Origin of the sequence: uncultured Brevundimonas sp., from assembly GCF_963974615.1 — a bacterium.
GTDB lineage: Bacteria > Pseudomonadota > Alphaproteobacteria > Caulobacterales > Caulobacteraceae > Brevundimonas.
The window spans coordinates 43260-68440 of sequence record NZ_CAXBDH010000016.1 but is presented as its reverse complement, the minus strand read 5'-3'; the positions used below and the strand labels follow the sequence as shown (position 1 = coordinate 68440).

Below are 25181 nucleotides of genomic sequence, written 5' to 3'. Positions count from 1 at the left end.
GAAGGCGGCCGCACCGTCGGTGCCGGCGTCGTCGCCAAGATCATCGAGTAGTCGATCCTGGTGCGCTAACGCTCGCGACGCGGCCGCTCGCTGCATGAGCGCCACGATGACCAATGACAGAACCCCCGCCGGTGCAAACCGGCGGGGTTTTTGTTTGTCCCGGAGGGTCAAGGGCCTCAAAGGCCGGCGATCGCCACGGCATGCCGCCGCGAACGGTGAGGTTTCGTTCACCATGCCGCTAAACCGTACTGCAACAGGCGGGGGCCTAGGGTCGCAACCGGTTCGAATGTCGTCGGGGAGACGCGGGTGTCCGGTTCGCTGAGTACAGAGATCGTCACGCCGGATGCCCTGGGTCCGTCTGAACGGGCGGCCTGGATTGCCCTGAGGGCGGCCAATCCGGCCCTCGACTCCCCTTATTTCGACATCCGTTACACCGAAGCGGCGGCTGGTGTGCCGCATGCCCGGGTCGCGATCCTGCGCCGTGGTGGCGATATCCGCGGCTTTTTTCCGTTTCAGAAGCGCGGCCGACTGGTCCAGCCGCTGGGTGCGCCGCTGAGCGATTATCACGGGATCATCGCGGCCCCGGATGAGGTGATTGACCTGGCGAGCCTGACCCGGGAGCTCGGGGCGAGCCGGCTGCGTGTCAACGGCTGGGCCGGATCCGTTGCGGAGCCCGGCTGGGTCCCCCGTCGACGCATGACGTGTGACCTGTCCGGCGGGGCCGAGGGGCTGGATGCGGCCTTTGAGGCCCGTGACCATAAATTCTGCAAGAATATGCGCCGCCAGCACCGGGGGCTGGAGCGTGATCACGGACCGGTCACCTTCAAATGGGATGACCGCGACCCGGTCGTGTTCGACTGGATTATCGCCCGCAAGCGCGAGCAATATGCCCGCACCCGTCGCCATGATGTGTTCCGCTGTGGCTGGACCGCAGATCTGCTGCGCCGGCTGTTCGATACGGCGACCGCCGATTTCGGCATTCGGGTGGCGTCGTTGCGGACGGCCACCGGTGAAATTATCGCGGCCGAGATCTCGCTGCAGGGCGACGGTGTGCTGCATCTCTGGTTCCCGGCCTATGCCGAGGCCTACCGGCGGTACGGCCCCGGGGCCCTGGCTACCCGACTCGAACTCGCCGCCGCCGCCGCCGCCGGCCTGCACACGGCCGATTTCGGCTGTGGCGAGGAAAGCTACAAATCCACCTTTGCCGAGCCGGGCCGGACCGTGTTCGAAGGGACCCTGTCAGGGGCCCTGTCGACGGCGACCGCCGGCATGATCCAGGCGCGTGCGCCGGTGGCGGTGCGGCGTCTGGCCGGCAGTGTCGAGCGCCGTCTCGACATCATTAACGCCTGCGAGACCCGCTTCGGCGGCTGGGTCTCGGGCACGGTGGCCGCGGCCGCTGCAGCAGCGGCCCGTCAGGGAGGCTGACCATGGACCGTGAGCTGTTCCCAACCTGGACTTCAGATCAGACCGCCGCGTTCGGCCACGAGCCGGTCACCTGGTCTCACCGGCTGACGGACACGGGCCTGTTTGACGATGACGCCCTGGCCCGCCAGCTGGACCGCCACCCGGCCGAGCTCTTCGACATCAATCTGTTTGACTATGACGAAACGGACCAGGCCACGATCCGGACCGGCATCAAGGGCAGGCGATCGGGTCGGGAGCTGCTGGCCGCGGTCAAGGCCGGCCGGGTGTGGATCCAGATGCGCCGGATCCAGGATCACTATCCCGAACTGGGCCGGGTCATGGACCGGGCCTTCGCCGAGCTTTCCGAACGGGCCCCCGGGTTCCGGCCCGTGCAGGTGAGCGGACAGTTGATCCTGTCGGCCCCCGGAGCCAGTGTCCCGTTCCATGCCGATCCGCCGGGCGTGGTCCTGTTCCATCTGCGCGGCAGGAAACGGATCTGGATCTATCCGCCCGACGAGACCCATATGCCGGCCCGGGCGATGGAGCAGGTGTTGCTCAGGCAGCAGAGCGAGGAGTTGCCCTATCGTCGTGAGATGGACGCGGCCGCCCGGATGTTCGACCTCGAGCCGGGTATGGCCGTGGCCTGGCCGCTGCACGCGCCACACCGGATCGAGAACCGGGACAGTTTCAACGTCTCCCTGTCGTGTGACTACCAGACCTGGCATTCGCGGATGACCAACGGGGCCCACTACGCCAACGGGGTGTTCCGGCGCTGGGGTCTGCCGGTCGCCCCGGCCGAGCGGATACCGATGGCCGCCCGCACGGCCCTGTGGGGCGCGTCCCTCGGTCTGCGTCGCATGGGTGTGGTCAAGGACCGGATCCGGGAGTTTGAACGCAGTTTCGAGCTGGGCGACCCTCTGGACGCGGGTCTGGCCGACCGGCCCTGAATTCCGTCCTGGCCTGACGTGGCGGGACAAACCCGCCCCCGGGATCCGGGAGCGGCCCGTTACAACCACTTCATGACGTCGAGTTAAAATGACTTTGCGTCCGACAGGGGGCACCTTCCCGGCATGAAATGCTGAGGGAGCACGAGAATGAAATTCGCACTGGTAACCGCCGTCGCCGTCGCCGCTCTGGCCGGACCCGCCCTGGCCGGGGGGGCGGATCAGGAAGTCCGCATCCGCCATGCCGTGGCCCGGGTCGTGGTGATCGTCGAGGATCGCACCGACGTCGCCGTCGAGATCGAACAGGGCGGGGCAGGGCTGCCGGCGCTTGAAGTGACCCGGCGCGGACGAAACCTGCGCATCGACGGAGGCCTGGGTGGACGCCGGTTCGCCGGTATCCGCTTCAATAATGATGACATAAGGGACTGCCGCGCCGGCCCCGATGATGCGCGCCAGCCGGGGGAGGGGGCCTCGGTCACGGTCCGCAATATCGGTCGGGTCAATGTCAGCGACGCCCCCCTGATCGTGCTGCGCACCCCGCGTGAGGTCGAGGTCTATGTCGAGGGGGCTGTGTTCGGTGCGATCGGTCGGGGTGCGACCGCGATTGATTTCGGCAATGGCGGCTGTGGCAGCTGGACGGTCGCCAATACCGGCGACCTGGATATCTCCCAGGCCGGGTCCGGCAATATCCGCACCGGGACCTCCGACCGGCTCGACATTTCCCTGGCCGGGTCGGGTGCGGTCCGGGCCGGCGCGACCCGTAACCTCGACGTCAGCATCGCCGGTTCGGGTGACGTCTATGTCGCCGCCGTCGACGGTCCGGTCGACGTCAGCATCGCCGGTTCGGGTGATGTCACGGTCGGGGGCGGTCAGGTCGGTTCCCTGGACGTCAGCATCGCCGGGTCCGGTGATGTCGATATCCGCGCGGTTGCGGCCTCGGCCGACGTCAGCATCATGGGGTCGGGCGATGTGAAGATCACCGGAGTGACCGGCAGCGTCGAGCGGGCCATCATGGGCTCCGGCAGCGTCACGATCGGCGACCACACCTACGATCGCTGAGCTGCGAACCGGATCCGGACAGGCGCTGTCGTCGACGGCAGCGCCTGTCCGGGCCAGCCGGGGTGGCGGAGGCTTTCGGGCCGGTGTGATCGGGTCTATCGCCGAAAAGCCCGTCCCGACACAGTTTCGCCGCTTGACGCAGACGGAATCGAACGGCATAAGCCCCACTCTTGCTGGACCGGCTGTGCATCGCGAGATGCAGACGCGGCTCGCGGGAACGACCTGAGACCCTGTTCTTTGCAGCGATCCAGGATTTAAACGGCCTTCGCGGGTGACTGCGTGGGCCGCTCGTTTTTGCGGACGTGCGTACTCTGAGGGCGAAAGCCTGAAGACCTCCGGTCTTTGAAATGGTTCACAGGGACGCAGGTTCGCCTGCTTGGGAATAACGACCGATATGGATCAAAGCATCCGCATCAGGCTCAAGGCCTTCGATCACCGCGTCCTCGACTTTTCGACGCGCGAAATCGTCAATACCGCCAAGCGCACCGGCGCGACCGTTCGCGGTCCGATTCCGCTGCCGACCCTGATCGAAAAGTTCACCGTGAACCGCTCGCCGCACGTCGACAAGAAGTCGCGCGAGCAGTTTGAAATCCGCACGCACAAGCGTGTTCTCGACATCATCGACCCCACCCCGCAGACCGTGGACGCGCTCATGAAGCTCGACCTGTCGGCCGGTGTGGACGTCGAAATCAAGATTTAAGAAAGAAGAGGCGGGATCCGACATGCGTACGGGCGTGATCGCCAAGAAACTGGGAATGACGCGCATCTTCGCTGAAGATGGCGCTCATGTTCCGGTCACCATCCTGCAGCTTGACGGCTGCCAGGTGGTGGGTCAGCGCACCAAGGAGCGGGACGGCTACGTCGCCCTGCAACTCGGTGCCGGTACCAAAAAGGCAAAAAATACCAACAAGGCTCAACGGACGACCTTCGCGAAAGCGGAAGTCGAGCCCAAGCGCTACGTCACTGAATTCCGGGTTACGGAAGATGCGATGATCGACGTCGGCGCCGAGCTGATCGCCGACCATTTCGTCCCGGGCCAGAAGGTGGACGTTCAGGGCCTGACCATCGGCAAGGGCTTCGCCGGTGCCATGAAGCGCTGGAACTTCGGCGGCCTGCGGGCGTCGCACGGTGTATCGGTCTCGCACCGTTCGCACGGTTCGACCGGTCAGCGTCAGGATCCGGGCAAGACCTTCAAGGGCAAGAAGATGGCCGGCCATTATGGTCAGGAAACCGTCACCCAGCAGAACCTCACCGTGTTCCGTGTCGACATCGACCGCGGCCTCATCATGATCAAGGGCGCAGTCCCGGGTCACGACGGCACCTGGCTCAAGGTCAGTGACGCGATCAAGAAGACCGCTCCTGCGGAGACCCCGTTCCCGGGTTCGTTCCGCAAGGCCGGTCAGGCCGCCGCCGCTGCGCCTGCTGAAACTCCGGCAGTCGAGGCTCCGGCCGCTGAAACCGCTGAGGGTGGTGAAGCCTGATGAAAGTCTCTGTCATCAAACTCGACGGCAAGGCCGCCGGTGACGTCGAACTGTCGGAAGCCGTTTTTGGCATCACCGACATCCGCGGCGACATCCTGGCCCGTTACGTCAACTGGCAGCTGGCCAAGCGCCGTGCCGGTACCCACAAGGTCCAGACCCGGAACGAGAACTCGCGTACCGGCAAGAAGATGTACAAGCAGAAGGGAACCGGCGGCGCTCGTCACGGTTCGCGTCGCGCCCCGCAGTTCGTCGGTGGTTCGCGCGCCTTCGGCCCGATCGTTCGCGATCACGGCTTCTCCCTGCCCAAGAAGGTTCGTGCCCTGGCCCTGCGCCACGCCCTGAGCGCCAAGCTCAAGGCCGGTGAACTGGTTCTGGTCGACAACGTGTCGATCAAGGATGCCAAGACCGCCAAGCTGCGCGAAACCTTCGCCAAGCTGGGCTGGAACCGCACCCTGATCATCGCCGGTCCGGACGTCGACGCCAACTTCGGCCTCGCTGCCCGCAACATCCCGAACGTCAATGTGCTGCCGAACGCCGGTCTGAATGTCTATGACATCCTGCGGGCCGACAAGCTGGTGCTGACCAAGGCGGCGCTGGAAGCCATCGAAGCCACCTATGCCGACTACAAGCCCTCGCGTAGCGAGCTGGCCCGGCAAGCTGAGAAGGAAGCCGCATAATGGCCGGCGCTCAACCTACCGCCAAGCACTACGACACGATCCTGGCCCCGATCATCACCGAGAAGGCCACGATCCTGTCCGAGCAGAACAAGGTCGTGTTCCGGGTTGCCGGAACCTCGACCAAGGACGAGATCGCCGCTGCGGTCGAAAGCCTGTTCAAGGTCAACGTCCTGAAGGTCAACACCCTGGTTCAAAAGGGCAAGACCAAGCGTTTCCGCGGCATTATGGGCCGTCGGGTGGACATCAAGAAAGCGATCGTGACGCTGGCCGAAGGCCAGTCCATCGACGTCACCACGGGGCTCTGAACCGATGGCTCTTAAACATTACAATCCGACATCGCCGGGCCGTCGCGCCCTGGTGCTGATCGACCGCTCCGAGCTCCACAAGGGCCGTCCGGAAAAGTCGCTGACCGAAGGCCTGACCAAGTCCGGTGGACGTGGTGCCGGTGGTCGTATCGCCGTCCGCTTCCGCGGTGGTGGTGCCAAGACGCTGTATCGCAAGATCGACTTCAAGCGCCGCAAGTTCGCGACCGCCACCGTCGAGCGTCTGGAGTACGATCCGAACCGGACCGCCTTCATCGCCCTCGTGATCTATGAGGACGGCGAAAAGAACTATGTGATCGCGCCGCAGCGCATCAAGGCCGGTGACACCATCGTCGCCGGTGAAAAGGTCGACGTGAAGCCGGGCAATGCGATGCCGCTGCGCTCCATCCCGATCGGCACCATCATCCACTGTGTGGAGATGAAGCCGGGCAAGGGTGCCCAGCTGGCCCGTTCGGCCGGTGCCTATGCCCAGCTGGTCGGCCGCGACGCCGGCTACGCCCAGATCCGCCTCGGCTCGGGTGAGCTGCGCATGGTTCTGGACGGCTGCATGGCCACGGTCGGTGCCGTTTCCAACGCCGATCATATGAACCAGAACCTCGGCAAGGCTGGCCGGGTTCGTCACATGGGCTGGCGTCCGCACGTTCGCGGCGTCGCCATGAACCCGATCGACCACCCGCACGGTGGTGGTGAAGGCCGGACCTCTGGTGGTCGGACCCCGGTTACGCCGTGGGGCAAGGACACCAAGGGAACTCGTACCCGCAAGAACAAGGCGACGGACAAGTACATTATCCGTAGCCGCCACGTGAAGAAGGCTCGCTAAGAATGGCCCGCTCCTCCTGGAAAGGCCCGTTTGTCGACGGGTATCTGCTGAAAAAAGCCGAGACCGCGCAAGGTTCGGGTCGCAAGGACGTGATCAAGACCTGGTCGCGCCGCTCGACCATCCTGCCGCAGTTCGTCGGTCTGACCTTCGGCGTCCACAACGGTCACAAGCATGTGCCGGTTTCGGTGTCCGAAGAAATGGTCGGGATGAAGTTCGGCGAGTTTTCGCCGACCCGCAGCTTCCCCGGGCATGCGGCCGACAAGAAGGCCAAAAGGAAGTAACTGATGGCCAAGACCAACAACCCCCGTCGCGTCGCCGCGACCGAAGCCCGCGCCAAGCTGGTCAACGTCCGCATCAGCCCTCAGAAGCTGAACCTGGTGGCCGCCTCGATCCGTGGCCTGCCGGTGCAGCGTGCGCTTAACGAGCTGGAATTCAGCCGCAAGCGTATCGCGACCGACGTCCGCAAGGTGCTGTATTCGGCCGTTTCGAACGCCGAGAACAACCACAACCTCGACATCGACAACCTCGTCGTCGCCGAGGCCTTCGTGGGCAAGAACCTGGTGATGAAGCGTTTCGCGAGCCGTGCTCGTGGCCGTTCGTCACGCATCCTGAAACCGTTCAGCGAGATCACTATCGTGGTCCGTGAAGCCGGCGAGGCCGCCTGATGGGTCAGAAAATCAATCCGATCGGGCTCCGGCTCGGCATCAACCGCACCTGGGACAGCCGCTGGTTTGCCCGCGGTCCGGAATATGCGCGTTTGCTGCATCAGGACCTGAAGCTGCGCGCGTGGCTCAAGGAACGCCTGAACGCCGCCGGCGTGTCGCGCATCATCATCGAGCGTCCGCACAAGAAGTGCCGCGTGACGATCTACGCCGCCCGTCCGGGTGTCGTGATCGGCAAGAAGGGCGCTGACATCGAGAAGCTCCGCAAGGACATCTCGGCCCGTACCGAAGGCGAGGTTCACCTGAACATCGTCGAGGTCCGCAAGCCCGAGACCGACGCCCAGCTGATCGCCGAGAACATCGCGCAGCAGCTCGAGCGCCGTATCGCCTTCCGTCGTGCCATGAAGCGCGCGATGCAGTCGGCCATGCGTCTGGGTGCCAAGGGTGTCCGGATCAATGTTTCCGGTCGTCTCGGCGGTGCCGAGATCGCACGGATGGAATGGTATCGTGAAGGTCGTGTGCCGCTGCACACCCTGCGCGCTGACATCGACCACGGCTTCATTGAAGCCAAGACGACCTACGGCATCATCGGTGTGAAGGTGTGGGTCTTCAAGGGCGAGGTCCTCGAGCACGATCCGATGGCCCAGGACAAGCGCTGGGCTCTGGAAGCTGCCGGTCCTTCGTCGAACGAAGGCCGTGGTGGCGATCGCGGCGGTCGCAATGATCGCGGCCAACGCAGAGGGCGTGAATAGGTCATGCTGCAACCGAAAAAAACCAAATACCGTAAGGCCTTCAAGGGCCGCATCCATGGCTCGGCCAAGGGTGGCTTCTCGCTGAACTTCGGTTCGTACGGCCTGAAGACGCTCGAGCCGGAACGCATCACCGCGCGTCAGATCGAGGCGGCCCGCCGCGCGATCACTCGCCAGATGAAGCGTCAGGGTCGTGTCTGGATCCGCGTCTTCCCGGACGTGCCGGTTTCCGGCAAGCCCGCTGAAGTCCGCATGGGCAAGGGCAAGGGCGCGGTCGATCACTGGGCGGCGCGCTGTCACCCCGGCCGTATCCTGTTCGAAATCGACGGCGTCGCCGATGACATCGCCCGTGAGGCGCTGCGTCTGGGTGCCGCCAAACTGCCGGTCCGGACCAAGGTGGTCACCCGCCTCGACGCCGGTGTCGCGCATGTGGAGCACGTTGCTGCATGACCAAGATCGCTGACCTCCGGGTCCAGACCCCCGATCAGCTGGGCGACCAGCTGCTGTCCCTGAAAAAGGAACAGTTCAACCTGCGTTTCCAGGCGGCTACCGGCCAGATGGAAAAAACCCACCGCGTGGGTGAAGTGCGCAAAGACATCGCTCGCATCTCAACGCTTCTGCGTGAGAAGCGGACGGCTTCGTAAGGAAACACCGATGCCGAAACGTATACTCGAAGGCGTGGTCGTCTCCGACAAGGGCGACAAGACTGTCGTCGTCGTCGTCCAGCGCACCCTGCTGCACCCGGTCATGAAAAAGATCGTGCGCCTGTCCAAGAAGTATCATGCCCACGACGAAGGCAATGCCTTCAAGGAAGGCGACATCGCCCGCATTCGTGAGTGTGCCCCCAAGTCCAAGCTGAAGCGCTGGGAGGTCCTGTCCAAGGACGCCCCGGCCTCGGCTTCGTAATCAGGAAGGATCGGATCTAATGATCCAGATGCAAACTAACCTGGAGGTAGCCGATAATTCGGGTGCTCGCCGGGTCATGTGCATCAAGGTGTTGGGCGGCTCCAAGCGCCGCTACGCCTCGGTGGGCGACACGATTGTCGCCTCCGTGAAGGAAGCCATTCCTCGCGGCCGCGTGAAAAAAGGCGACGTCGTGCGCGCCATCGTCGTTCGCACCGCCAAAGACATTCAGCGCAAGGACGGCTCTGTCATCCGTTTCGACAAGTCGGCCGCTGTCATCGTCAACAAGCAGAACGAGCCGGTCGGTACGCGGATCTTCGGCCCGGTTCCCCGTGAACTGCGCGCCAAGAACCACATGAAGATCATCTCACTGGCTCCGGAGGTCCTGTAGTCATGGCCGCCAAGATCAAAACAGGCGACACCGTCGTCGTCCTCGCCGGCAAGGACAAGGGCCGTACCGGCAAGGTCACCAAGGTGCTCCCGACCGACAACCGCGTCCTGGTCCAGGGCGTGAATATGGTCCAGCGCCATACCCGTCCCACCCAGGCCGACCCCCAGGGCGGTATCAAGAACAAGGAAGCGTCGCTTCACCTGTCCAACGTCGCGGTCGCCGACGCCAACGGCAAGGCAACCCGCGTCGGGTTCCGGGTCGAGGGTGACAAGAAGGTGCGCTTCGCCAAGACGACGGGAGACGTCATCTGATGGCCGACACCAAATATATGCCGCGTCTCAAGGACGACTATCAGGCCCGCATCCGCGCGGTGATGACCGAGAAATTCGGTTACACCAACCCGATGCAGATGCCCCGGCTCGACAAGATCGTGCTGAACATGGGCATCGGCGAAGCGGTCGCCGACTCCAAGAAGGCCAATGCGGCCCTCAAGGATCTGGCCGCTATCGCCGGTCAGAAGCCGGTCGCCACCAAGGCCCGTAACTCCATCGCCGGCTTCAAGCTGCGCGAAGGCATGGTCATCGGCGGCAAGGTCACCCTCCGCGGCGACCAGATGTACGAGTTCCTTGACCGCCTGATCACGATCGCGCTGCCGCGCGTGAAGGATTTCCGCGGCCTCAAGGGCACCAGCTTCGATGGTCGTGGCAACTACGCCATGGGTCTGAAGGAACACATCGTGTTTCCGGAGATCAACTACGACCAGATCGATCAGATGTGGGGCATGGACATCATCGTCTGCACCACGGCCAAGACCGACGAGGAAGCCAAGGCTCTCCTCGCCGAGTTCAAGTTCCCGTTCGTGAACTGAGCGGGAAGGGAAACAGAAAATGGCTAAGAAAAGCGCCGTAAACCGCAACAACATGGTGAAAGCCCTGGTTGCGAAGTACGCCGACAAGCGGGCCGCCCTCAAGGCGATCGCTACCGACGAATCCCTGCCGCTTGAGGAGCGCTTCGAAGCGCGCCTGAAGCTGGCGGAGCTGCCGCGGAACTCCGCGCCGAACCGTATTCGCAATCGCTGCGAAGTGACGGGTCGTCCGCGGGCATTCTACCGCAAGCTCAACATGAGCCGGATCGCCCTTCGCGATCTCGGTAACAAGGGGCAAATCCCCGGCCTGACCAAGTCGAGCTGGTAAGGGGAGCGAACAGACATGATGATCAACGATCCCCTGAGCGACATGATCGCTCGCATCCGGAACGCCGCCATGCGCAAGCGTTCGAAGGTGCTCACCCCGGCTTCCCGTCTGCGTCAGCGCGTCCTCGACGTGCTGCAGGACGAAGGCTACATCCGCGGCTATTCCCTGGTTCAGAACCCGGGTGAATTTCCGCAGTTCGAGATCGAGCTCAAGTATTTCGACGGCCAGCCGGTCATCGCCGAGATCGCTCGCGTGTCCAAGCCGGGCCGCCGCGTCTACTCCGCGATCTCCGACCTGAAGCCGATCAAGAACGGCCTGGGCATCTCGATCCTTTCGACTTCGAAGGGTGTGATGTCCGACACCAACGCCCGCGACGCCAACGTCGGCGGCGAAGTCCTCTGCAGGGTCTACTAAGATGTCCCGTATCGGAAAACGCACCGTCTCCGTACCCAAGGGCGTTACCGTCACCCTCGACGGCCAGACTGTCTCGGTCAAAGGTCCCAAGGGCGAACGCTCCTGGACCGTGGCCGACGAGATCGAAATCACCCAGGGTGACGACGGTCTGAACCTGGCCCTGAAGGCCGACACTCAGCGCGCCCGGGCCATGTGGGGTCTTTCCCGCACCCTGGTCGACAACATGGTCGTCGGCGTCACCGAGGGCTTCGAGAAGTCTCTGGACCTGGTCGGCGTGGGTTATCGCGCCGCGCTCAAGGGCCCGAACCTGTCGCTGCAGCTTGGTTTCTCCCATGAAGTCGACATCGTGCCGCCGGCCGGTGTCACCTTCACGGTGCCCAAGCAGACTGAAATCAAGATCTCCGGTGCTGACAAGCAGGCCGTGGGTCAGATCGCCGCCGTCATTCGCAAGTTGCGTCCGCCGGAGCCCTACAAGGGCAAGGGTGTGCGCTACACGGGCGAAAAGGTCCGGCGCAAGGAAGGCAAGAAGAAGTAAGTCATGGCTCTTTCTCTTCAGCAACAAGCCAAGCGCCGCTCGGAGCGCACCCGCCGCCGCCTCAAGGCCGTCGCCAACGGGCGTCTGCGTCTTTCGGTTCACCGTTCGGACAAGAACATCTCGGCCCAGATCATCGACGACCTCAACGGCGTCACGATCGCTTCGGCCTCTTCGCTGGAAGGCGAAAAGGGCAAGAAGGCCAAGGGTTCGGACGTCGATGCCGCAACGCGGATCGGCAAGCTGGTCGCGAAACGTGCGATCGAGAAGGGCGTCACCGACGTCGTTTTCGACCGTGGCGGCTACATCTATCACGGACGGGTGAAGGCGCTGGCTGAGGCCGCGCGTGAAGCCGGCCTGAACTTCTAAGGAACGGGACGCATGGCTCCTCAACCCCAACGTGGCGGCGGCGGTAACGACCGCAACCGTCGTGACCGTAACGCTCCCGAAGGTCCGGACAGCGACATCGTCGAAAAACTGGTCCACATCAACCGTGTGGCCGCGACTGTTAAGGGTGGACGTCGTTTCTCGTTCGCGGCCCTGATGGTTGTCGGAGACGGCAAGGGCCGGGTCGGCTTCGGCCATGGCAAGGCGCGTGAAGTGCCGGAAGCCATCCGCAAGGCGACTGAAGAAGCCAAGAAGACGATGATCCGTGTTCCGCTTCGCGAAAACCGCACCCTGCACCACGACGGCAATGGCCGTTGGGGCGCCGGCAAGATCATGATGCGCGCGGCCCCTCCCGGGACCGGCGTCATCGCAGGTGGCCCGATGCGTGCCGTGCTCGAAACCCTCGGCGTCCAGGACGTCGTCGGCAAGTCGACCGGTTCGTCGAACCCCTACAACATGATCCGCGCCACCTTCGAAGCCCTCAAGGTTCAGTCCTCGCCCCGCATGGTCGCGTCCAAGCGCGGCAAGAAGGTCGCGGATCTGATGGGTCGTCGCAACGACGGCGCCTCGGCGCCCGAAGCCATCGAGAGCTGATCATGGCCAAGAAAGAATCCGCCACCGTCACGATCCGCCAGACGGGCAGCCCGATCCGCCGCAAGGCTGATCAGCGCGCCACCCTGTCGGGTCTCGGTCTGAACCGCCTCGGTCGTGAGTCGACCCTGGAGGACACGCCCTCGGTTCGTGGGATGATCGCCAAGGTCGCCCACATGCTCGAGATCGTCGAAAAGTAAGCCGTCTCGCCCTCTCCCGTTGTCGGGGGAGGGCGTTTCGCGCCTTGCGATACTGCGTGGGGCCGCCTAGAAGCGGCCCTTCAATTTTGTCCGCCGAGTCAGGCCCCCGGGTCTGGCGCTAGCACCCGAAAGGATCAGGCATATGAAACTCAATGAAATCCGCGACAACGAGGGCGCTCACAAGAAGCGCATGCGCGTCGGCCGTGGCCCGGGTTCGGGCAAGGGCAAGACCGCCGGTCGTGGCGTCAAGGGCCAGAAGTCCCGTTCGGGTGTCGCCATCGGCGGCTTCGAGGGTGGCCAGATGCCGCTGTACATGCGGATGCCCAAGCGCGGCTTCAACAATCCCAACGCCCTGAAGCTGGCCGAAGTGAACCTGTGGCGTCTGCAGGACGCCATCGACGCCAAGAAGCTGGACATCAAGGGCGAGATCAAGGGCGATGCCCTGGTCGCCGCCGGCGTGATCCGTCGCGTTAAGGACGGCGTCCGCATCCTCGGCACCGGCGAGATCAAGTCGAAGCTGAACCTGGTCGTCTGGTCGGCCTCGGCCGGCGCCGTCAAGGCCATTGAGGCTGCCGGCGGTACCGTGGTCCAGGAGCGGATCGCGGCTGAAGCCAAGGCTGCAGCCCGCGTCGAAAAACGCAACGCCGCCAAGGGCAAGGCTCCGGCTCCCAAGGCTCCGCGGGGCGACGCCAACAAGATCTCGGCCCGCGCTGCGCGCACCGCCGCGAAATAAGCTTTACGGGCGGCCCTCGCTAAGGGGCCGCCCATCGCCTATCTGGGTGCAGGTGCCGGATATGATTCCGGACGCCGCATTCTGACAAGTCGGGGTAGTGACTATGGCTTCGGCCGCCGAACAACTCGCAGCCAATATGAACATGGGCTCGTTCGCCAAGGCGACCGAGCTGCATAAACGTCTCCTGTTCACGCTCGGAGCGTTGCTGGTCTATCGCATCGGCACCTATGTGCCGATCCCGGGGATCAATTCCGAAGCCTTCCTGCAGTTCTTCCAGGACCCGGAGGGCAAGCGCGGCATTCTCGACATGTTCAACATGTTCTCGGGCGGCGCGGTCCAGCGTATGGCCGTCTTCGCCCTGAACGTGATGCCCTATATCTCGGCCTCGATCATCGTCCAGCTGATGGGCGCGGTCTATCCGCCGTGGGAGAAGCTGAAGAAGGAAGGCGGCGAGAGCGGCCGCAAGCAGCTGAACCAGTACACCCGTTATCTGACGGTGTTCCTGGCGCTGATGCAGTCGTTCGGGATCGCCATCGGCCTCAACAGCCAGCCGGGCCTGATCGACACCCCGGGCCTGTTCTTCATCGTCTCCACGGTCACGACCCTGACCGGGGGCACCATGTTCCTGATGTGGCTGGGCGAGCAGGTCACCGCGCGCGGCGTCGGCAACGGCATCTCGCTGATCATCTTCGCCGGTATCGTCGCCGTGCTGCCGGGCTCGATCGCCCGCATGCTGGGCCTGGCCCAGGAAGGCCAGATGTCGGCCTTCGCCCTGCTGTTCATCGCCACACTGGCGGTGGCCGTGGTGGTCTTCATCGTCTTCATGGAGCGGGCCCAGCGCCGGTTGCTGATCCAGTATCCGAAGCGACAGGAAGGCAACCGCATGGCCGGCGGCGAACGCTCGTTCCTGCCGCTCAAGGTCAATACCGCCGGCGTTATTCCGCCGATCTTCGCCTCGTCGCTGCTGATGCTGCCGACCACGGTGGCCCAGCTGACGGCCCAGGCCAATCTGCCGCCGTGGATGAGCTGGTTGCCGCTGGTGACCTCGCAGATGCAGCACGGCCAGCCGCTGTTCACCGCGCTGTACGGCGTGCTGATCGTCTTCTTCTGCTTCTTCTACACTTCGATTACCTTCAACCCGGAAGACACCGCCGAGAACCTGCGGAAATACGGTGGCTTCCTGCCGGGCATCCGTCCGGGCAAGCGCACGGCCGAATATCTCGACTATGTGCTGACGCGTCTGACGACCATCGGTGCGGCCTATATCACCGCCGTCTGTCTGATCCCGGAGTTCATCGGAGCCCAGTTCGGCAACGGCATCATCTTCGGCGGCACCTCGATCCTCATCGTCGTGTCGGTGACCATGGACACCGTGGCCCAGATCCAGTCCCAGTTGCTGGCCCACCAGTACGAAGGCCTGATCAAGAAGGCCAAGTTGCGCGGTCGTGGCGGCAAGGGGTCCGGCGGACGGGGTGCCCTGGCACCGGCGCGTCGCTGATCCGCTGACGGGGGAGGGCAAGCCTTGAATCTGATCCTGTTCGGACCGCCGGCTGCCGGCAAGGGAACCCAGGCCAAGCGCCTGGTCGAACAGCGGGGCATGGTCCAGCTGTCGACGGGTGACATGCTGCGCGAGGCCATCGCCTCGGGCAGTGATCTGGGACGGGAGTGCCAGGCCATCATGTCGCGGGGTGACCTGGTCTCGGACGCCATCGTCATCGCCCTGATCGAGGCCCGGCTGAAAGAGGCCGAGGACGCCGGTGGAGCCATCTTCGACGGCTTTCCGCGCACCGTGGCCCAGGCCGAGGCGCTGGATGCGATGCTGGCCAAGCTGGGCAAGCAGATCGACCGCGTCATCCGCCTCAAGGTCGACGACACGGCCCTGCTGGCGCGGGTCGCCAAACGGTTCGCCGAACAGGGCCGACCGGATGACAATCCCGAAGCCTTCTCGGTCCGGCTCGAGGCCTATAATCGCAATACGGCACCGCTGTTGCCCTATTATGCCGACAAGGGTCTGCTGACCGAGATCGACGGTATGGGGGCGATCGAGGTGGTTTCGTCCACCATTGATGCGGTCCTTGCGGCCCCGGTCAGCTGATTTTCGCCTGACCTTTCCCGCTTCCGTGCGTTGATGCGGGGATGACCGGGACTGATGTGCAAATTGATCGATCGAATTCCCGGCGCCGGCGTCTGAAAAGAGCGGGGGTGGTTGCCGGGGTAGGGTTGGCCCATGCCGGGCTGTTCGCCCTGCTGGCCCTGGCCCATGTCCCGGCGCGCCTGCTCGAGCCCGCGGTGCCGATCATGGTCGAGCTGGTTCGTCCGCCCGAGCCGCCCCCGCCGCCACCCCCGCCGCCGCCGCCCGAGCCTCCGGCTCCGGTGGCCGGGGGCGGGGCACCGGCGGCTCCGTCCCGCGTCCATGTTCCGCCCAAGCCGGCCCCGGTTCCCCGTGAGGTTCCCGCGCCCCGGGTTCAGGCTCCCGAACCGGCGCTGGTGGTCGGGGTTTCCGACAAGGCCAGCCCCACGCCCGATATGGGGCAGGGCGGTGAGGGCACCGGAACCGGGTCTGGCCGTGGGGCCGGTGACGGTCCCGGCTCAGGCGGAACCGGGCCACAGTTCCTGCGCGGACCGTCCCAGCGCGACATCCTGTCCGTGGTGCCGCCGGAAGCCCGCCGTGCCCGCCAGGCCGGTCGCAGTACCATCAGCTGCCTGATGCGCGCCGACACCCGCCTGGAGGGCTGTCGTATCGTCAGCGAGACGCCGGAGGGGTTCAATTTCGGCCAGGCGGCGCTCAGGGCGTCGGTCTTCTTCCGGTTCCGCCCGCCGACCTCGGCTGACGGTCGGGTGGTGGAAGGTCAGCGGGTGACGGTTAACGTACAATTCGGTCGCCAGGGCCGCTGATTGAGGGGCCGGACGCCAGACAAGCCATTGACGGAAACTGAATCGGCTATATAAGGACCGACTTCCGCGAAGGACGCACACGCTCCTGGTCTGTTGACCGGAGCGTTTCCTGCGTCTGTCCACGCGTATCTGGAGAACTACGTGGCCCGTATTGCTGGCGTCAACATTCCGACCAACAAGCGCGTTGAAATCGCGCTGCAGTATATTCATGGCATCGGCTCGCACGCCGCCAAGGACATCACCGGGAAGGTGGGTATCGAGGCTTCGCGCCGCGTGAACCAGCTGACCGATGCTGAAGTTCTGCAGATCCGCGAGACGATCGACCGCGACCATACGGTCGAGGGCGACCTGCGCCGCGAGACCTCGATGAACATCAAGCGTCTGATGGACCTGGCCTGCTACCGCGGCCTGCGTCACCGCAAGGGCCTGCCGGTCCGCGGTCAGCGTACCCACACCAATGCACGGACCCGCAAGGGCCCGGCCAAGCCGATCGCCGGCAAGAAGAAATAAGAGAGAGCCGAACCGATGGCCAAGGAACCGGGTCGCGTAAAGAAGCGCGAGCGCAAGAACATCACGTCGGGCGTCGCCCATGTGAATGCGTCTTTCAACAACACCATGATCACCATCACCGACGCCCAGGGAAACGCGATCTCCTGGTCCTCGGCCGGTCACATGGGCTTCAAGGGGTCGCGCAAATCGACCCCGTACGCCGCCCAGATGGCCGCCGAAGACGCGGGCAAGAAGGCGCAGGAGCACGGCGTCAAGACGCTGGAAGTCAACGTTTCGGGTCCCGGTTCGGGTCGTGAATCGGCGCTTCGGGCCCTGCAGTCGGTCGGCCTGACCATCACCACCATCCGCGACGTCACTCCGATGCCGCACAACGGCTGCCGTCCGCCCAAGCGCCGTCGCGTCTAAGCTGCCGCCTACCCCCTATTCCACGCCGGTTCCGGCGACCCTGATCACAGGGGCGCGGATCCGGCGAAACCCGTTCGAGGGACACCAATGATCGAAAGAAACTGGCAAGAGCTGATCCGTCCCGAGAAGCCGCAGATCGAAATGGGATCTGACCCGCAGCGCAAGGCGCGGCTGGTCGCTGAACCCCTCGAGCGCGGCTTCGGTGTGACACTCGGCAATGCCCTGCGCCGCGTCCTGCTGTCGTCACTGCAGGGTGCCGCCGTCACCGCCATCCAGATTGACGGCGTGGTCCATGAATTCTCGTCGCTGGAAGGCGTTCGCGAGGACGTGGTCGACATCGTCCTCAACATCAAGCAGCTGGCCCTGCGCATGCACGCCGAGGGTCCCAAGCGCATGACGCTGAAGGCCACCGGCCCCGGTGCCGTCAAGGCCGGCCAGATCGAGCTGCCGGCCGATATCGAGGTTCTGAACCCGGACCATGTGATCTGTACCCTCGACGACGGGGCTTCGATCCGCATGGAAATGACGGTCCAGAACGGCAAGGGCTATGTCGCCGCCGAGCTGAACCGTCCGGAAGACGCGCCGATCGGCCTGATTTCGGTCGACGCCCTCTATTCCCCGGTCAAGCGCGTGGCCTATCGGGTCGAGCCGACCCGCCAGGGTCAGTCGCTGGACTATGACAAGCTGGTGCTGGAAGTCGAAACCAACGGTGCGGTTTCGCCGGTTGACGCGGTGGCCTTCGCCTCGCGCATCCTGCAGGACCAGTTGCAGATCTTCATCACCTTCGACGAGCCGAAGAAGGTTGCAGAGGTTTCGGACGGCAAGCCCGACCTGCCTTTCAACCCGGCGCTGCTGAAGAAGGTCGACGAACTGGAGCTTTCGGTTCGTTCGGCCAACTGCCTGAAGAACGACAACATCGTCTACATCGGCGACCTGATCCAGAAGACCGAGGGCGAAATGCTTCGCACCCCGAACTTCGGGCGCAAGTCGTTGAACGAGATCAAGGAAGTTCTCGCGACGATGGGCCTTTCGCTCGGCATGGATGTGCCGAACTGGCCGCCTGAGAACATCGAAGATCTGGCCAAGAAGTTCGACGAACAGATCTAGTTTCAACCCTCCGCCCATTTCCCACACGGGGATGCGGGGCGGTTAGAATTATACGGCCCCAGGTCCTGAAGAGGATACCGGGGTTGAGTAGGAGAGACCCCGATGCGCCACGGCGCCGCCTATCGCAAGCTCGGCCGCACGGCCAGCCACCGGACCGCGTTGTTCGCCAATATGGCGGCTTCGTTGATCAAGCACGAGCAGATCACCACGACCCTGCCCAAGGCCAAGGAACTGCGTCCCTTTGTCGAGAAGCTGGTCACCCTCGCCAAGAAGGGTGATCTGCATGCCCGTCGTCAGGCAATCAGCGCCGTGCGCGACGTGACCCAGGTCGGCAAGCTGTTCGACACGATCGGCACCCGTTACGCCGACCGCAGCGGTGGCTATATCCGCATCATGAAGGCCGGTTACCGTCACGGTGACAACGCCGCCATGGCCGTGATTGAATTCGTCGATCGCGACGTCGACGCCAAGGGCCTGGACTCGGGTCCGGTCTATGCCGTCGAGGGCGACGACGAAGCCTAGGTCTTTCCGGACTGTAGCGATTTTAAAGGCTCCGGTGTTCGCACCGGAGCCTTTTTCGTGGCCGTCGTCCGCCCCTCAGGAGCTATTCCTGAGGCCTCGGGAACATCGGCTGCAGAGGGTTCCGGAGGCAAACGTGGGCGCTTACCAAACGCCGGTCTTAAGAGTATTCTGACATCCGGATTCCGATTTTTCGGAGGGGAGCAGGGACATGCGTAACCATCACTACATGAGCCGTGGCACGAAGACAGTGCTGCTGGCCGCGACGGCCCTGGCGGCTGTCGGCGTACCGACACTGGCATTCGCGCAGTCGTACCAACCCACTACGCTTGACGAGATCATCGTCACCGGCACCAAGCGGGATTCGACTATTCAGGACGTGCCCTTCTCGATCAACGCCCAGACCCAGGAAGACATCCAGCGGTCGGGTGCGGTCACGCTTGAGGATCTGTCCCGCAATGTGGCGGGTCTGACGATCCAGAATTTGGGACCGGGTCAGAGCCAGGTGTCCGTTCGCGGCGTGTCGGCCGGCCAGGTCGTGCGCGATCAGCCCGGGGTCAAGGAGCAGGTCGGCATCTATCTCGACGAGTCGGTCATTTCCCTGTCGCTGTTTACGCCTGATATCGATCTGTTTGACCTGAACCGGGTCGAGACCCTGCGCGGTCCCCAGGGTACCCTGTTCGGTTCAGGGTCGGTCGGTGGCACCATCCGCTACATCACCAACCAGCCGCAGCTGGGCGTGACCGAGGGTCTCGTCGAGGGCAACCTGAACATGGTCGACGGCGATGACGTCGGCGGTCACCTCAAGGGGGCGATCAACCTGCCGCTGGGCGAGAATGCCGCCATCCGCGCGGTCGCCTACCACACCGACTATGCCGGCTTTATCGACGCCCTTGGTGAGGGTGGCACGCGCCGGAACAATGTGAACGGCGGCTCACGGACCGGGGGGCGTCTCGCCATCCTGTTCCAGCCGACGCCCGGCATCAGCATCACCCCGCGCATCGTCTACCAGGAGATCCGGGCGGACGGCTTCAACCGTCAGGACAGCTTCAATCTGTTCGCCAACCCCTTCACCACCACCCGCCCGGCGATCACCCTCGGCGAGCGCGAACAGTATTTGCTGCTGAGCGAGAGCTTCGCCGATAACACGATGCTGGCGGACCTGACGGCTTCGTTCGACATGGGCGGTGTCGAGCTGACCAGCGTCACCAGCTATATCGACCGCAGTATCGAAGTGAACCGTGATGCCAGCGCCCTGACGGGCAGTGTGTCGGTCGATCTGGGCTATCCTGACGCGGCCGTCGTACTGCCGTCCAAACTGGTGGACACGACCGACCTGCAGACCTTTACCCAGGAACTACGCCTCAGTTCCGTGAGCGACGGTCCGTTCCAGTGGCTGGTCGGTGCCTTCTATTCGAAGGTCGATCGCCTCTACAACCAGCGTCTGCCCACACCGGGATATGATGCCTATACCGATGCCGCATTCGGCGCGGGCACCTCGGCCGCGGTCGCCAACGGCTTCCCGCTCAACTCGCCCTATAACGCCCGACTGCCCTACGACATCAAGCAGACGGCCGTGTTCGGTGAGGCCAGCTACAATATGGACCGCTGGACGGTCACGGCCGGTGGCCGTTTCTATGATTTCACCGAAGAGCGGCGGTTCACCTCGGGCGGCCTGTTCGCCAACGGCGACGACCAGACCGACACGACCTCGTCCAATGGCTTCACGCCGCGGGTTCTGCTGAGTTACGAGGCCTCCGATGCCCTGACCTTCAACGCCCAGGCGGCCCAGGGCTTCCGTCTCGGTGGGGTCAATGACCCCCTCAACCTGCCGCTCTGCTCACCCGGGGATGCCGCTATTTTCGGCGGCTTCCAGTCCTATGGGGATGAGTCCCTGTGGAACTACGAGGCCGGATTCAAGTCCCGCGCCAACGGGATCACCTTCAATGCGGCGGCCTTCTACACTGACATCAAGGATCTGCAGACGACCCTCGACGCCGGTTCGTGCTCGTCGCGCGTGGTCTTCAACGTGCCGAAAGCCCATACCAAGGGCATAGAGGCTGAACTGTCGGCCATGCTCGCTCCCGGTTTCGAAATCGGCCTTTCGGGCAGCCTGGTGGAAGCCCAGTTCGACTCGACTGTTCGTGACGGTTCGGGGACGGTCATTGGCGGAATCCGGGAAGGTAACCGACTTCCGTCGGTGCCGAATTTCCAGATTTCGTTCAATGCCACCTACACCCGGCAGATTGCATCCAACATGGATGGCTATGTCAGTGCCTCGATTCAGCACGTCGGCAGCCGCTTTACCCAGGCCAGCGATCAGGAAAACAATCCGCGGTCGTTCGTTTCCGGCCTGCCGTTCGGCGGCGCTCCCGGAACCAATGCCACAGTGCTCGATCTTGAACTGCCCAGCTATGAGCTCGTCAATCTGAGCGCCGGTATCGAGATGGACAACGGTGTCGACGTCGTTGCCTACATCAACAACGTCTTCGACGAGAATGCGCTGATGTCGTTTGACCGTGAGCGGGGCGGCCGGGCCCGTCTGGGCTACTCCGTCGGTCAGCCGAGGACGGTGGGCGTCACCGTGCGGAAAGCCTTCTGAAGGCGATCCCAACCCTGAAGACAGGAGGGCGGCCGGAGCGATCCGGTCGCCCTTTCGCTTGCCCCGTCGCCGGGGCGGGACCATCTGGAACGCCATGACCCCGGCCGATGATATCCGCATCGTGGACTACCGCCCCGACCATGCCGCGGCCTGGCGGACCCTGAACGAGGCCTGGCTGTTCGCCGGCGGCTATGCGCTGGAGGCCAAGGACCAGTGGGTGCTCGGCGACCCGCAGGGAGCGGTGCTGGACCGGGGCGGCCGGATTTTCATCGCCGAGCGCGCCACGGAAGCCGTCGGCTGCTGCTCGCTGATGACCATGACCGACGGCGGCTTCGAGGTCGGCAAGATGGCCGTCGACGTCGGTTCGCACGGTCTGAACCTCGGTCGACGCCTGCTGGACGCGTGCGAAGCCGCCGCGCGGGCGGCGCAGGCCCCGCGCCTGTATCTGGAAACCAACCGGAGCCAGACCCACGCCATCGCCCTCTACCGGCGGTTCGGCTTCGTCGATGTGCCACCCCGGCCGTCACCCTACGCCCGCTGCGACGTCTGGATGGAAAAGCGGCTGTAACGCCTATTCCTTCGACAGGTCCTGACGCCGGAACCAGGCCAGGGCCCCGGCCAGCGGGACGGCGGTCCACAGGCCCAGGCCGACCAGGGCACGCATCGTCGATTCAGCCGTCGGTACCGCCGGGGCAGTCCCCTGAACGATCGCCATCTTGAGCGTGTCATAGTCCAGTCCCGGCAACAGCAGCAGCGGGGCCCACATGTGCGGCTCCCAGCCGAACATCCCCATGGCCTGCCCCAGGATCGACTGCACGAAGCCCAGCGCCCACGGCACGAACAGCGCCGCCATCATCGACCGGGTCATCACCGCCGTCAGCAGGGCGATCAGGGTGAACTGGATCACGCGCACCCAGGCCAGCAGCCACAGCAGGCCGAACTGGCCCGCATGGGCCCCGTCCAGGCTGAAGGTCATGGGCCGGTGATAGACAAGGGCCTGGGCGGCGTAAAAGACGAGGCTGGCGATCAGGAAGGCGGTGGTGGCGGCCAGCGCCGTCAGCTTGACCACCCCGACCTTGCCGAGGATCAGTGACATCCGGTCATTACGCGCGCTGATCAGCCGCCAGGTCTCCCAGTGGTAGTCGCCGGCATAGATGCCGGCCGCAGCGATCAGGACGCAGATCATCAACACGCCGTTGGCGGCGTAGTTGGCCCCGAACGCGAGCGCCTCGGCCATGTTCACCGGGGCGGCGGCCACGGTCAGGCCGACCTTGGCCGCCATCTCGTCACCCTTGCTCTTGGTGAAGATGTGGAAGGCGATGCCGCCTACGGCGAACAGCAGTGGTGTGAGCAGCACGCTCCAGAACAGCTGCAGGCGGTTCTTCGTCAGCCGGTAGCCCTCGGCCCGGATCGCATCAAACAGCATGATCGCGCTCCGGTGTGCGGACGTTGCCCGTCTCGGTGAAGAAGATGCTCTCCAGATCGGTCCCGACCCAGCGGGCCTCGTCGATCTCGATGCCGGCCTCGACCAGGGCCCTGATCAGGGTCGGGCCCTCGGCGCGGGGGATATCGGCCAGCACCGCAGTCCCGTCCTGCGTTCCGCGGCTGCCGAGAACTTCCAGCACCCGGTCCATCGGCGTCACCGACAGCCGCAGGCGTTCGCCGCCGGTCGTCAGTTCGCTGACCACGCCTTCGCGTACCAGCTTGCCCCGGTTGAGGATGGCGACGCGGTCGCAGACGCGCTGGACCTCCAGCAGCTGATGGCTGGCCAGGGCGACGGTGACCCCGTCCTGATCGGCCAGACCGCGGATCAGGGCGCGCATCTCCTGGATGCCGGGTGGGTCCATGCCGCTGGTCGGTTCGTCGAGGATGACCAGCTCGGGCCTGCACATCAACGCCGCCGCGACGCCCAGTCGCTGCAACATCCCGACCGAGAAGCCCTTGACCCGGCGATCCGCCGCCTCGGCCAGGCCGACCCGTTCGATCCAGTAGGGGATGTCCGCGCTGCCGGTCGCCCCGTGCTCACGTGCCAGCCATTCCAGCACCTGTCGGGCGGTCAGGAAGGGCGGGAAGCGCGGCGTCTCGATCATCGAGCCCATGCGGCGCATGGCGGCGACGTCACCGATGGCCCCGCCCATCACCGTGGCGCTGCCGTCACTGGGCCGGATCAGGCCCAGCAGGATGCGGAACAGGGTCGACTTGCCGGCCCCGTTGGGACCCAGAATGCCATAGACCCCGCCGCGCGGGATCGACAGGCTCAGCCCGTCCAGGGCCCGGACCGCGCCATAGGCCTTGGTCAGGTCGCGGGTTTCGATCACAGCGGTCATGGAGCGAGCCTGACCTGTGTTTGGAGCTCCGGCAAGCTGTCGTGAGCCTGTCGCGCATTAAGGTTAGGCAATACAGAGGGTTTTCCGGAGACATTATGTTCGCTCGTCTGATGGCCGTTGTGGCCGCGCTCACCCTTTCGGCCTGCGCCGCCCTGTCGCCGCCGATGTCGGCCCCGGAGCCGCGGCCGCTGGTGCTGCTGGTCTCCATCGACGGCTTCCGCCCGGACTATCTGGACCGGGGCGTGACCCCGACCCTGTCGCGGCTGGCGGCGGAAGGGGCCACGGGGCCGATGCAGCCGTCCTTTCCCAGCAAGACCTTCCCCAATCACTACACCCTGGTCACCGGCCTCAGGCCCGACCACCACGGCATCGTCAACAATACGATGGAAGATCCGGCCATTCCGGGGGTGACCTTCCGCCTGTCCGACAAGGCGGCGGTCACCGACCGGCGCTGGTGGGATGACGGCGAACCGGTCTGGGTCACGGCCGAAAATGCGGGTCTGCATACGGCGACCCTGTTCTGGCCGGGGTCCGAGGCCGATATCCATGGGGTGAGGCCGGAACGCTGGCTGCCGTTCGACCAGACGATGACCGGTGATGCCCGGGTCGATCAATTTCTGGCCTGGCTCGATGATCCGGCGGCGGCCCGTCCGGATTTCGGCACCCTGTATTTCGACATCGTCGACACCGCCGGTCACCGGTCCGGGCCCGACTCGCCCGAGGTTGACGCCGCTGTCGCCTCGGTCGATGCCTCGATGGCGCGTCTGCTGGCCGGATTGCGGGCCCGGGGACTGGCGGATCAGGTGGTGCTGGTCGTCGTCGCCGACCACGGTATGGCTGCCACCGCCCCCGAACGCAGCATCCCGCTGGGGCCGGTCACCGCTTCGGACGCGGCCCATGTGGTCTTCGCCGGGGCCATCCTCGGCGTCGACCCTGTGCCGGGTCACGAGGCCGCGGTCCGGGCCGAACTGCTGGCTCCGCATGACCACATGCAGTGCTGGGAGCGCGGGCATCTGCCGCCGCGGCTGGCCTTCGGCACCCATCGCCGGGTCCCGGCCATCTTCTGCCTGGCCGAGACTGGCTGGGAGATCGTCTGGCCGGACCAGAAGGGCTGGAGCGGCGGTGACCACGGCTATGACAATGCGGCCCCCGAGATGCAGGCCCTGTTCATTGCTCACGGCCCCGGCGTGGCGCGCGGAGCCCGGATCGAGGGACTGCGCAATGTCGATGTCCACGCCCTGCTGGGGCGGTTGCTGGGCATCGCGGTGCCGGCCGATGACGGGGACCCCCGGCTTGCGGCGACGGTTCTGGTTCCCTAGGTCTTCGCCATCGCCGGGCCGGTGCCATGTTAAG

General features: G+C 64.8%; 36 protein-coding genes and 1 pseudogene. 34 read left to right on the top strand and 3 right to left on the bottom strand.

All coding sequences use genetic code 11. From position 1 onward, the window contains the following. Positions 1-234, bottom strand: a 234-nt coding sequence (locus tag AAC050_RS12085; RefSeq protein ID WP_339915336.1) for a hypothetical protein, incomplete at its 3' end; no start/stop codon positions are given. Positions 235-306: 72 nt separating this feature from the next. Here AAC050_RS12085 and AAC050_RS12080 point away from each other — a divergent pair. The 33 genes and pseudogenes from AAC050_RS12080 to AAC050_RS11920 all read left to right on the top strand — a co-directional run bounded on the left by AAC050_RS12080 (position 307) and on the right by AAC050_RS11920 (position 22069). Then, on the top strand, positions 307-1425 hold the full coding sequence (locus tag AAC050_RS12080; protein WP_339915335.1) for a GNAT family N-acetyltransferase: 1119 nt from the start codon (positions 307-309) through the stop codon (positions 1423-1425). Between the two features lie 2 nt (positions 1426-1427). Next, the gene (locus AAC050_RS12075) at positions 1428-2351 is read left to right on the top strand and encodes a transcriptional regulator (RefSeq protein ID WP_339915334.1); all 924 of its coding nucleotides are present in this window, start codon (positions 1428-1430) and stop codon (positions 2349-2351) included. 147 nt (positions 2352-2498) lie between these two features. After that, positions 2499-3407, top strand: a complete 909-nt coding sequence (locus tag AAC050_RS12070; RefSeq protein WP_339915333.1) for a DUF2807 domain-containing protein — start codon at positions 2499-2501, stop codon at positions 3405-3407. 394 nt (positions 3408-3801) lie between these two features. Further along, positions 3802-4107, top strand: a complete 306-nt coding sequence (gene rpsJ, locus AAC050_RS12065) for a 30S ribosomal protein S10 (RefSeq protein ID WP_105563630.1) — start codon at positions 3802-3804, stop codon at positions 4105-4107. A gap of 22 nt (positions 4108-4129) precedes the next feature. Continuing rightward, on the top strand, positions 4130-4888 hold the full coding sequence (gene rplC / locus AAC050_RS12060) for a 50S ribosomal protein L3 (protein ID WP_339915332.1): 759 nt from the start codon (positions 4130-4132) through the stop codon (positions 4886-4888). Next, positions 4888-5565: a 50S ribosomal protein L4 gene (rplD, locus tag AAC050_RS12055; RefSeq protein WP_339915331.1), complete on the top strand. Its 678-nt coding sequence runs from the start codon at positions 4888-4890 to the stop codon at positions 5563-5565. Before rplC ends, rplD begins: the two co-directional genes overlap by 1 nt. Then, a complete protein-coding gene (locus tag AAC050_RS12050; RefSeq protein ID WP_298097836.1) occupies positions 5565-5870 on the top strand; it encodes a 50S ribosomal protein L23 in 306 nt (101 codons plus the stop codon). The genes rplD and AAC050_RS12050 overlap by 1 nt, the downstream gene beginning before the upstream one ends. 4 nt (positions 5871-5874) lie before the next feature. Beyond that, positions 5875-6708 carry a 50S ribosomal protein L2 gene (gene rplB / locus AAC050_RS12045; RefSeq protein ID WP_339915330.1) on the top strand — a complete coding sequence of 278 codons (834 nt, stop codon included), beginning with the start codon at positions 5875-5877 and terminating at the stop codon, positions 6706-6708. 2 nt (positions 6709-6710) lie between these two features. Then, a complete protein-coding gene (gene rpsS / locus AAC050_RS12040; protein WP_300446338.1) occupies positions 6711-6989 on the top strand; it encodes a 30S ribosomal protein S19 in 279 nt (92 codons plus the stop codon). A 3-nt stretch (positions 6990-6992) separates the two neighbouring features. Continuing rightward, the gene (gene rplV / locus AAC050_RS12035; protein ID WP_300446336.1) at positions 6993-7373 is read left to right on the top strand and encodes a 50S ribosomal protein L22; all 381 of its coding nucleotides are present in this window, start codon (positions 6993-6995) and stop codon (positions 7371-7373) included. After that, entirely contained in the window at positions 7373-8122 is a 750-nt protein-coding gene (rpsC, locus tag AAC050_RS12030; protein WP_339915329.1) for a 30S ribosomal protein S3, read from the top strand. Before rplV ends, rpsC begins: the two co-directional genes overlap by 1 nt. Before the next feature lie 3 nt (positions 8123-8125). Next, positions 8126-8569: a 50S ribosomal protein L16 gene (gene rplP / locus AAC050_RS12025; protein WP_339915328.1), complete on the top strand. Its 444-nt coding sequence runs from the start codon at positions 8126-8128 to the stop codon at positions 8567-8569. Further along, positions 8566-8763: a 50S ribosomal protein L29 gene (rpmC, locus tag AAC050_RS12020; protein ID WP_339915327.1), complete on the top strand. Its 198-nt coding sequence runs from the start codon at positions 8566-8568 to the stop codon at positions 8761-8763. Before rplP ends, rpmC begins: the two co-directional genes overlap by 4 nt. A gap of 10 nt (positions 8764-8773) precedes the next feature. Further along, positions 8774-9025 carry a 30S ribosomal protein S17 gene (rpsQ, locus tag AAC050_RS12015; protein ID WP_300446330.1) on the top strand — a complete coding sequence of 84 codons (252 nt, stop codon included), beginning with the start codon at positions 8774-8776 and terminating at the stop codon, positions 9023-9025. 19 nt (positions 9026-9044) lie between these two features. Continuing rightward, positions 9045-9413: a 50S ribosomal protein L14 gene (gene rplN, locus AAC050_RS12010; protein ID WP_021698481.1), complete on the top strand. Its 369-nt coding sequence runs from the start codon at positions 9045-9047 to the stop codon at positions 9411-9413. 2 nt (positions 9414-9415) lie between these two features. Beyond that, complete coding sequence (rplX, locus tag AAC050_RS12005) at positions 9416-9724, top strand: 50S ribosomal protein L24 (RefSeq protein WP_339915326.1); 309 nt, start codon at positions 9416-9418, stop codon at positions 9722-9724. After that, the gene (gene rplE, locus AAC050_RS12000; RefSeq protein ID WP_339915325.1) at positions 9724-10281 is read left to right on the top strand and encodes a 50S ribosomal protein L5; all 558 of its coding nucleotides are present in this window, start codon (positions 9724-9726) and stop codon (positions 10279-10281) included. Before rplX ends, rplE begins: the two co-directional genes overlap by 1 nt. A gap of 19 nt (positions 10282-10300) precedes the next feature. Then, positions 10301-10606 (top strand): 30S ribosomal protein S14, encoded by a 306-nt coding sequence (gene rpsN, locus AAC050_RS11995; protein ID WP_339915324.1) that lies wholly within the window; start codon positions 10301-10303, stop codon positions 10604-10606. Positions 10607-10621: 15 nt separating this feature from the next. After that, positions 10622-11020, top strand: a complete 399-nt coding sequence (rpsH, locus tag AAC050_RS11990; protein ID WP_339915323.1) for a 30S ribosomal protein S8 — start codon at positions 10622-10624, stop codon at positions 11018-11020. Position 11021: 1 nt separating this feature from the next. Then, positions 11022-11555 (top strand): 50S ribosomal protein L6, encoded by a 534-nt coding sequence (gene rplF / locus AAC050_RS11985; RefSeq protein WP_339915322.1) that lies wholly within the window; start codon positions 11022-11024, stop codon positions 11553-11555. A gap of 3 nt (positions 11556-11558) precedes the next feature. After that, positions 11559-11921 (top strand): 50S ribosomal protein L18, encoded by a 363-nt coding sequence (gene rplR, locus AAC050_RS11980; protein ID WP_339915321.1) that lies wholly within the window; start codon positions 11559-11561, stop codon positions 11919-11921. Between the two features lie 12 nt (positions 11922-11933). Further along, the gene (gene rpsE / locus AAC050_RS11975) at positions 11934-12533 is read left to right on the top strand and encodes a 30S ribosomal protein S5 (protein ID WP_339915320.1); all 600 of its coding nucleotides are present in this window, start codon (positions 11934-11936) and stop codon (positions 12531-12533) included. 2 nt (positions 12534-12535) lie between these two features. Next, the gene (rpmD, locus tag AAC050_RS11970) at positions 12536-12730 is read left to right on the top strand and encodes a 50S ribosomal protein L30 (protein WP_339915319.1); all 195 of its coding nucleotides are present in this window, start codon (positions 12536-12538) and stop codon (positions 12728-12730) included. Between the two features lie 142 nt (positions 12731-12872). Next, positions 12873-13319: pseudogene (gene rplO, locus AAC050_RS11965) on the top strand (50S ribosomal protein L15); the annotation flags it as partial. A 247-nt stretch (positions 13320-13566) separates the two neighbouring features. Continuing rightward, entirely contained in the window at positions 13567-14961 is a 1395-nt protein-coding gene (secY, locus tag AAC050_RS11960) for a preprotein translocase subunit SecY (protein ID WP_339915318.1), read from the top strand. A gap of 24 nt (positions 14962-14985) precedes the next feature. After that, entirely contained in the window at positions 14986-15558 is a 573-nt protein-coding gene (locus AAC050_RS11955; protein WP_339915317.1) for an adenylate kinase, read from the top strand. Between the two features lie 107 nt (positions 15559-15665). Then, positions 15666-16358: an energy transducer TonB gene (locus tag AAC050_RS11950; protein WP_339915316.1), complete on the top strand. Its 693-nt coding sequence runs from the start codon at positions 15666-15668 to the stop codon at positions 16356-16358. Between the two features lie 141 nt (positions 16359-16499). After that, positions 16500-16868, top strand: a complete 369-nt coding sequence (gene rpsM, locus AAC050_RS11945) for a 30S ribosomal protein S13 (protein ID WP_339915315.1) — start codon at positions 16500-16502, stop codon at positions 16866-16868. A gap of 15 nt (positions 16869-16883) precedes the next feature. Continuing rightward, entirely contained in the window at positions 16884-17273 is a 390-nt protein-coding gene (gene rpsK, locus AAC050_RS11940) for a 30S ribosomal protein S11 (protein ID WP_013268944.1), read from the top strand. Positions 17274-17360: 87 nt separating this feature from the next. Further along, on the top strand, positions 17361-18380 hold the full coding sequence (locus AAC050_RS11935; protein ID WP_339915314.1) for a DNA-directed RNA polymerase subunit alpha: 1020 nt from the start codon (positions 17361-17363) through the stop codon (positions 18378-18380). Positions 18381-18482: 102 nt separating this feature from the next. Further along, complete coding sequence (gene rplQ, locus AAC050_RS11930) at positions 18483-18902, top strand: 50S ribosomal protein L17 (RefSeq protein WP_339915313.1); 420 nt, start codon at positions 18483-18485, stop codon at positions 18900-18902. A 208-nt stretch (positions 18903-19110) separates the two neighbouring features. Next, positions 19111-21501: a TonB-dependent receptor gene (locus AAC050_RS11925; protein ID WP_339915312.1), complete on the top strand. Its 2391-nt coding sequence runs from the start codon at positions 19111-19113 to the stop codon at positions 21499-21501. A 94-nt stretch (positions 21502-21595) separates the two neighbouring features. Then, positions 21596-22069 (top strand): GNAT family N-acetyltransferase, encoded by a 474-nt coding sequence (locus tag AAC050_RS11920; protein WP_339915311.1) that lies wholly within the window; start codon positions 21596-21598, stop codon positions 22067-22069. A 3-nt stretch (positions 22070-22072) separates the two neighbouring features. Here the strand turns inward: AAC050_RS11920 and AAC050_RS11915 are convergent, their stop codons facing one another. Further along, complete coding sequence (locus AAC050_RS11915; protein ID WP_339915310.1) at positions 22073-22927, bottom strand: hypothetical protein; 855 nt, start codon at positions 22925-22927, stop codon at positions 22073-22075. After that, entirely contained in the window at positions 22917-23828 is a 912-nt protein-coding gene (locus AAC050_RS11910) for an ABC transporter ATP-binding protein (protein WP_339915309.1), read from the bottom strand. The genes AAC050_RS11915 and AAC050_RS11910 overlap by 11 nt, the downstream gene beginning before the upstream one ends. Before the next feature lie 95 nt (positions 23829-23923). Between AAC050_RS11910 and AAC050_RS11905 the strand changes: the two genes are divergently transcribed. Further along, a complete protein-coding gene (locus tag AAC050_RS11905) occupies positions 23924-25147 on the top strand; it encodes an ectonucleotide pyrophosphatase/phosphodiesterase (protein ID WP_339915308.1) in 1224 nt (407 codons plus the stop codon). Positions 25148-25181: the final 34 nt, after the last annotated feature.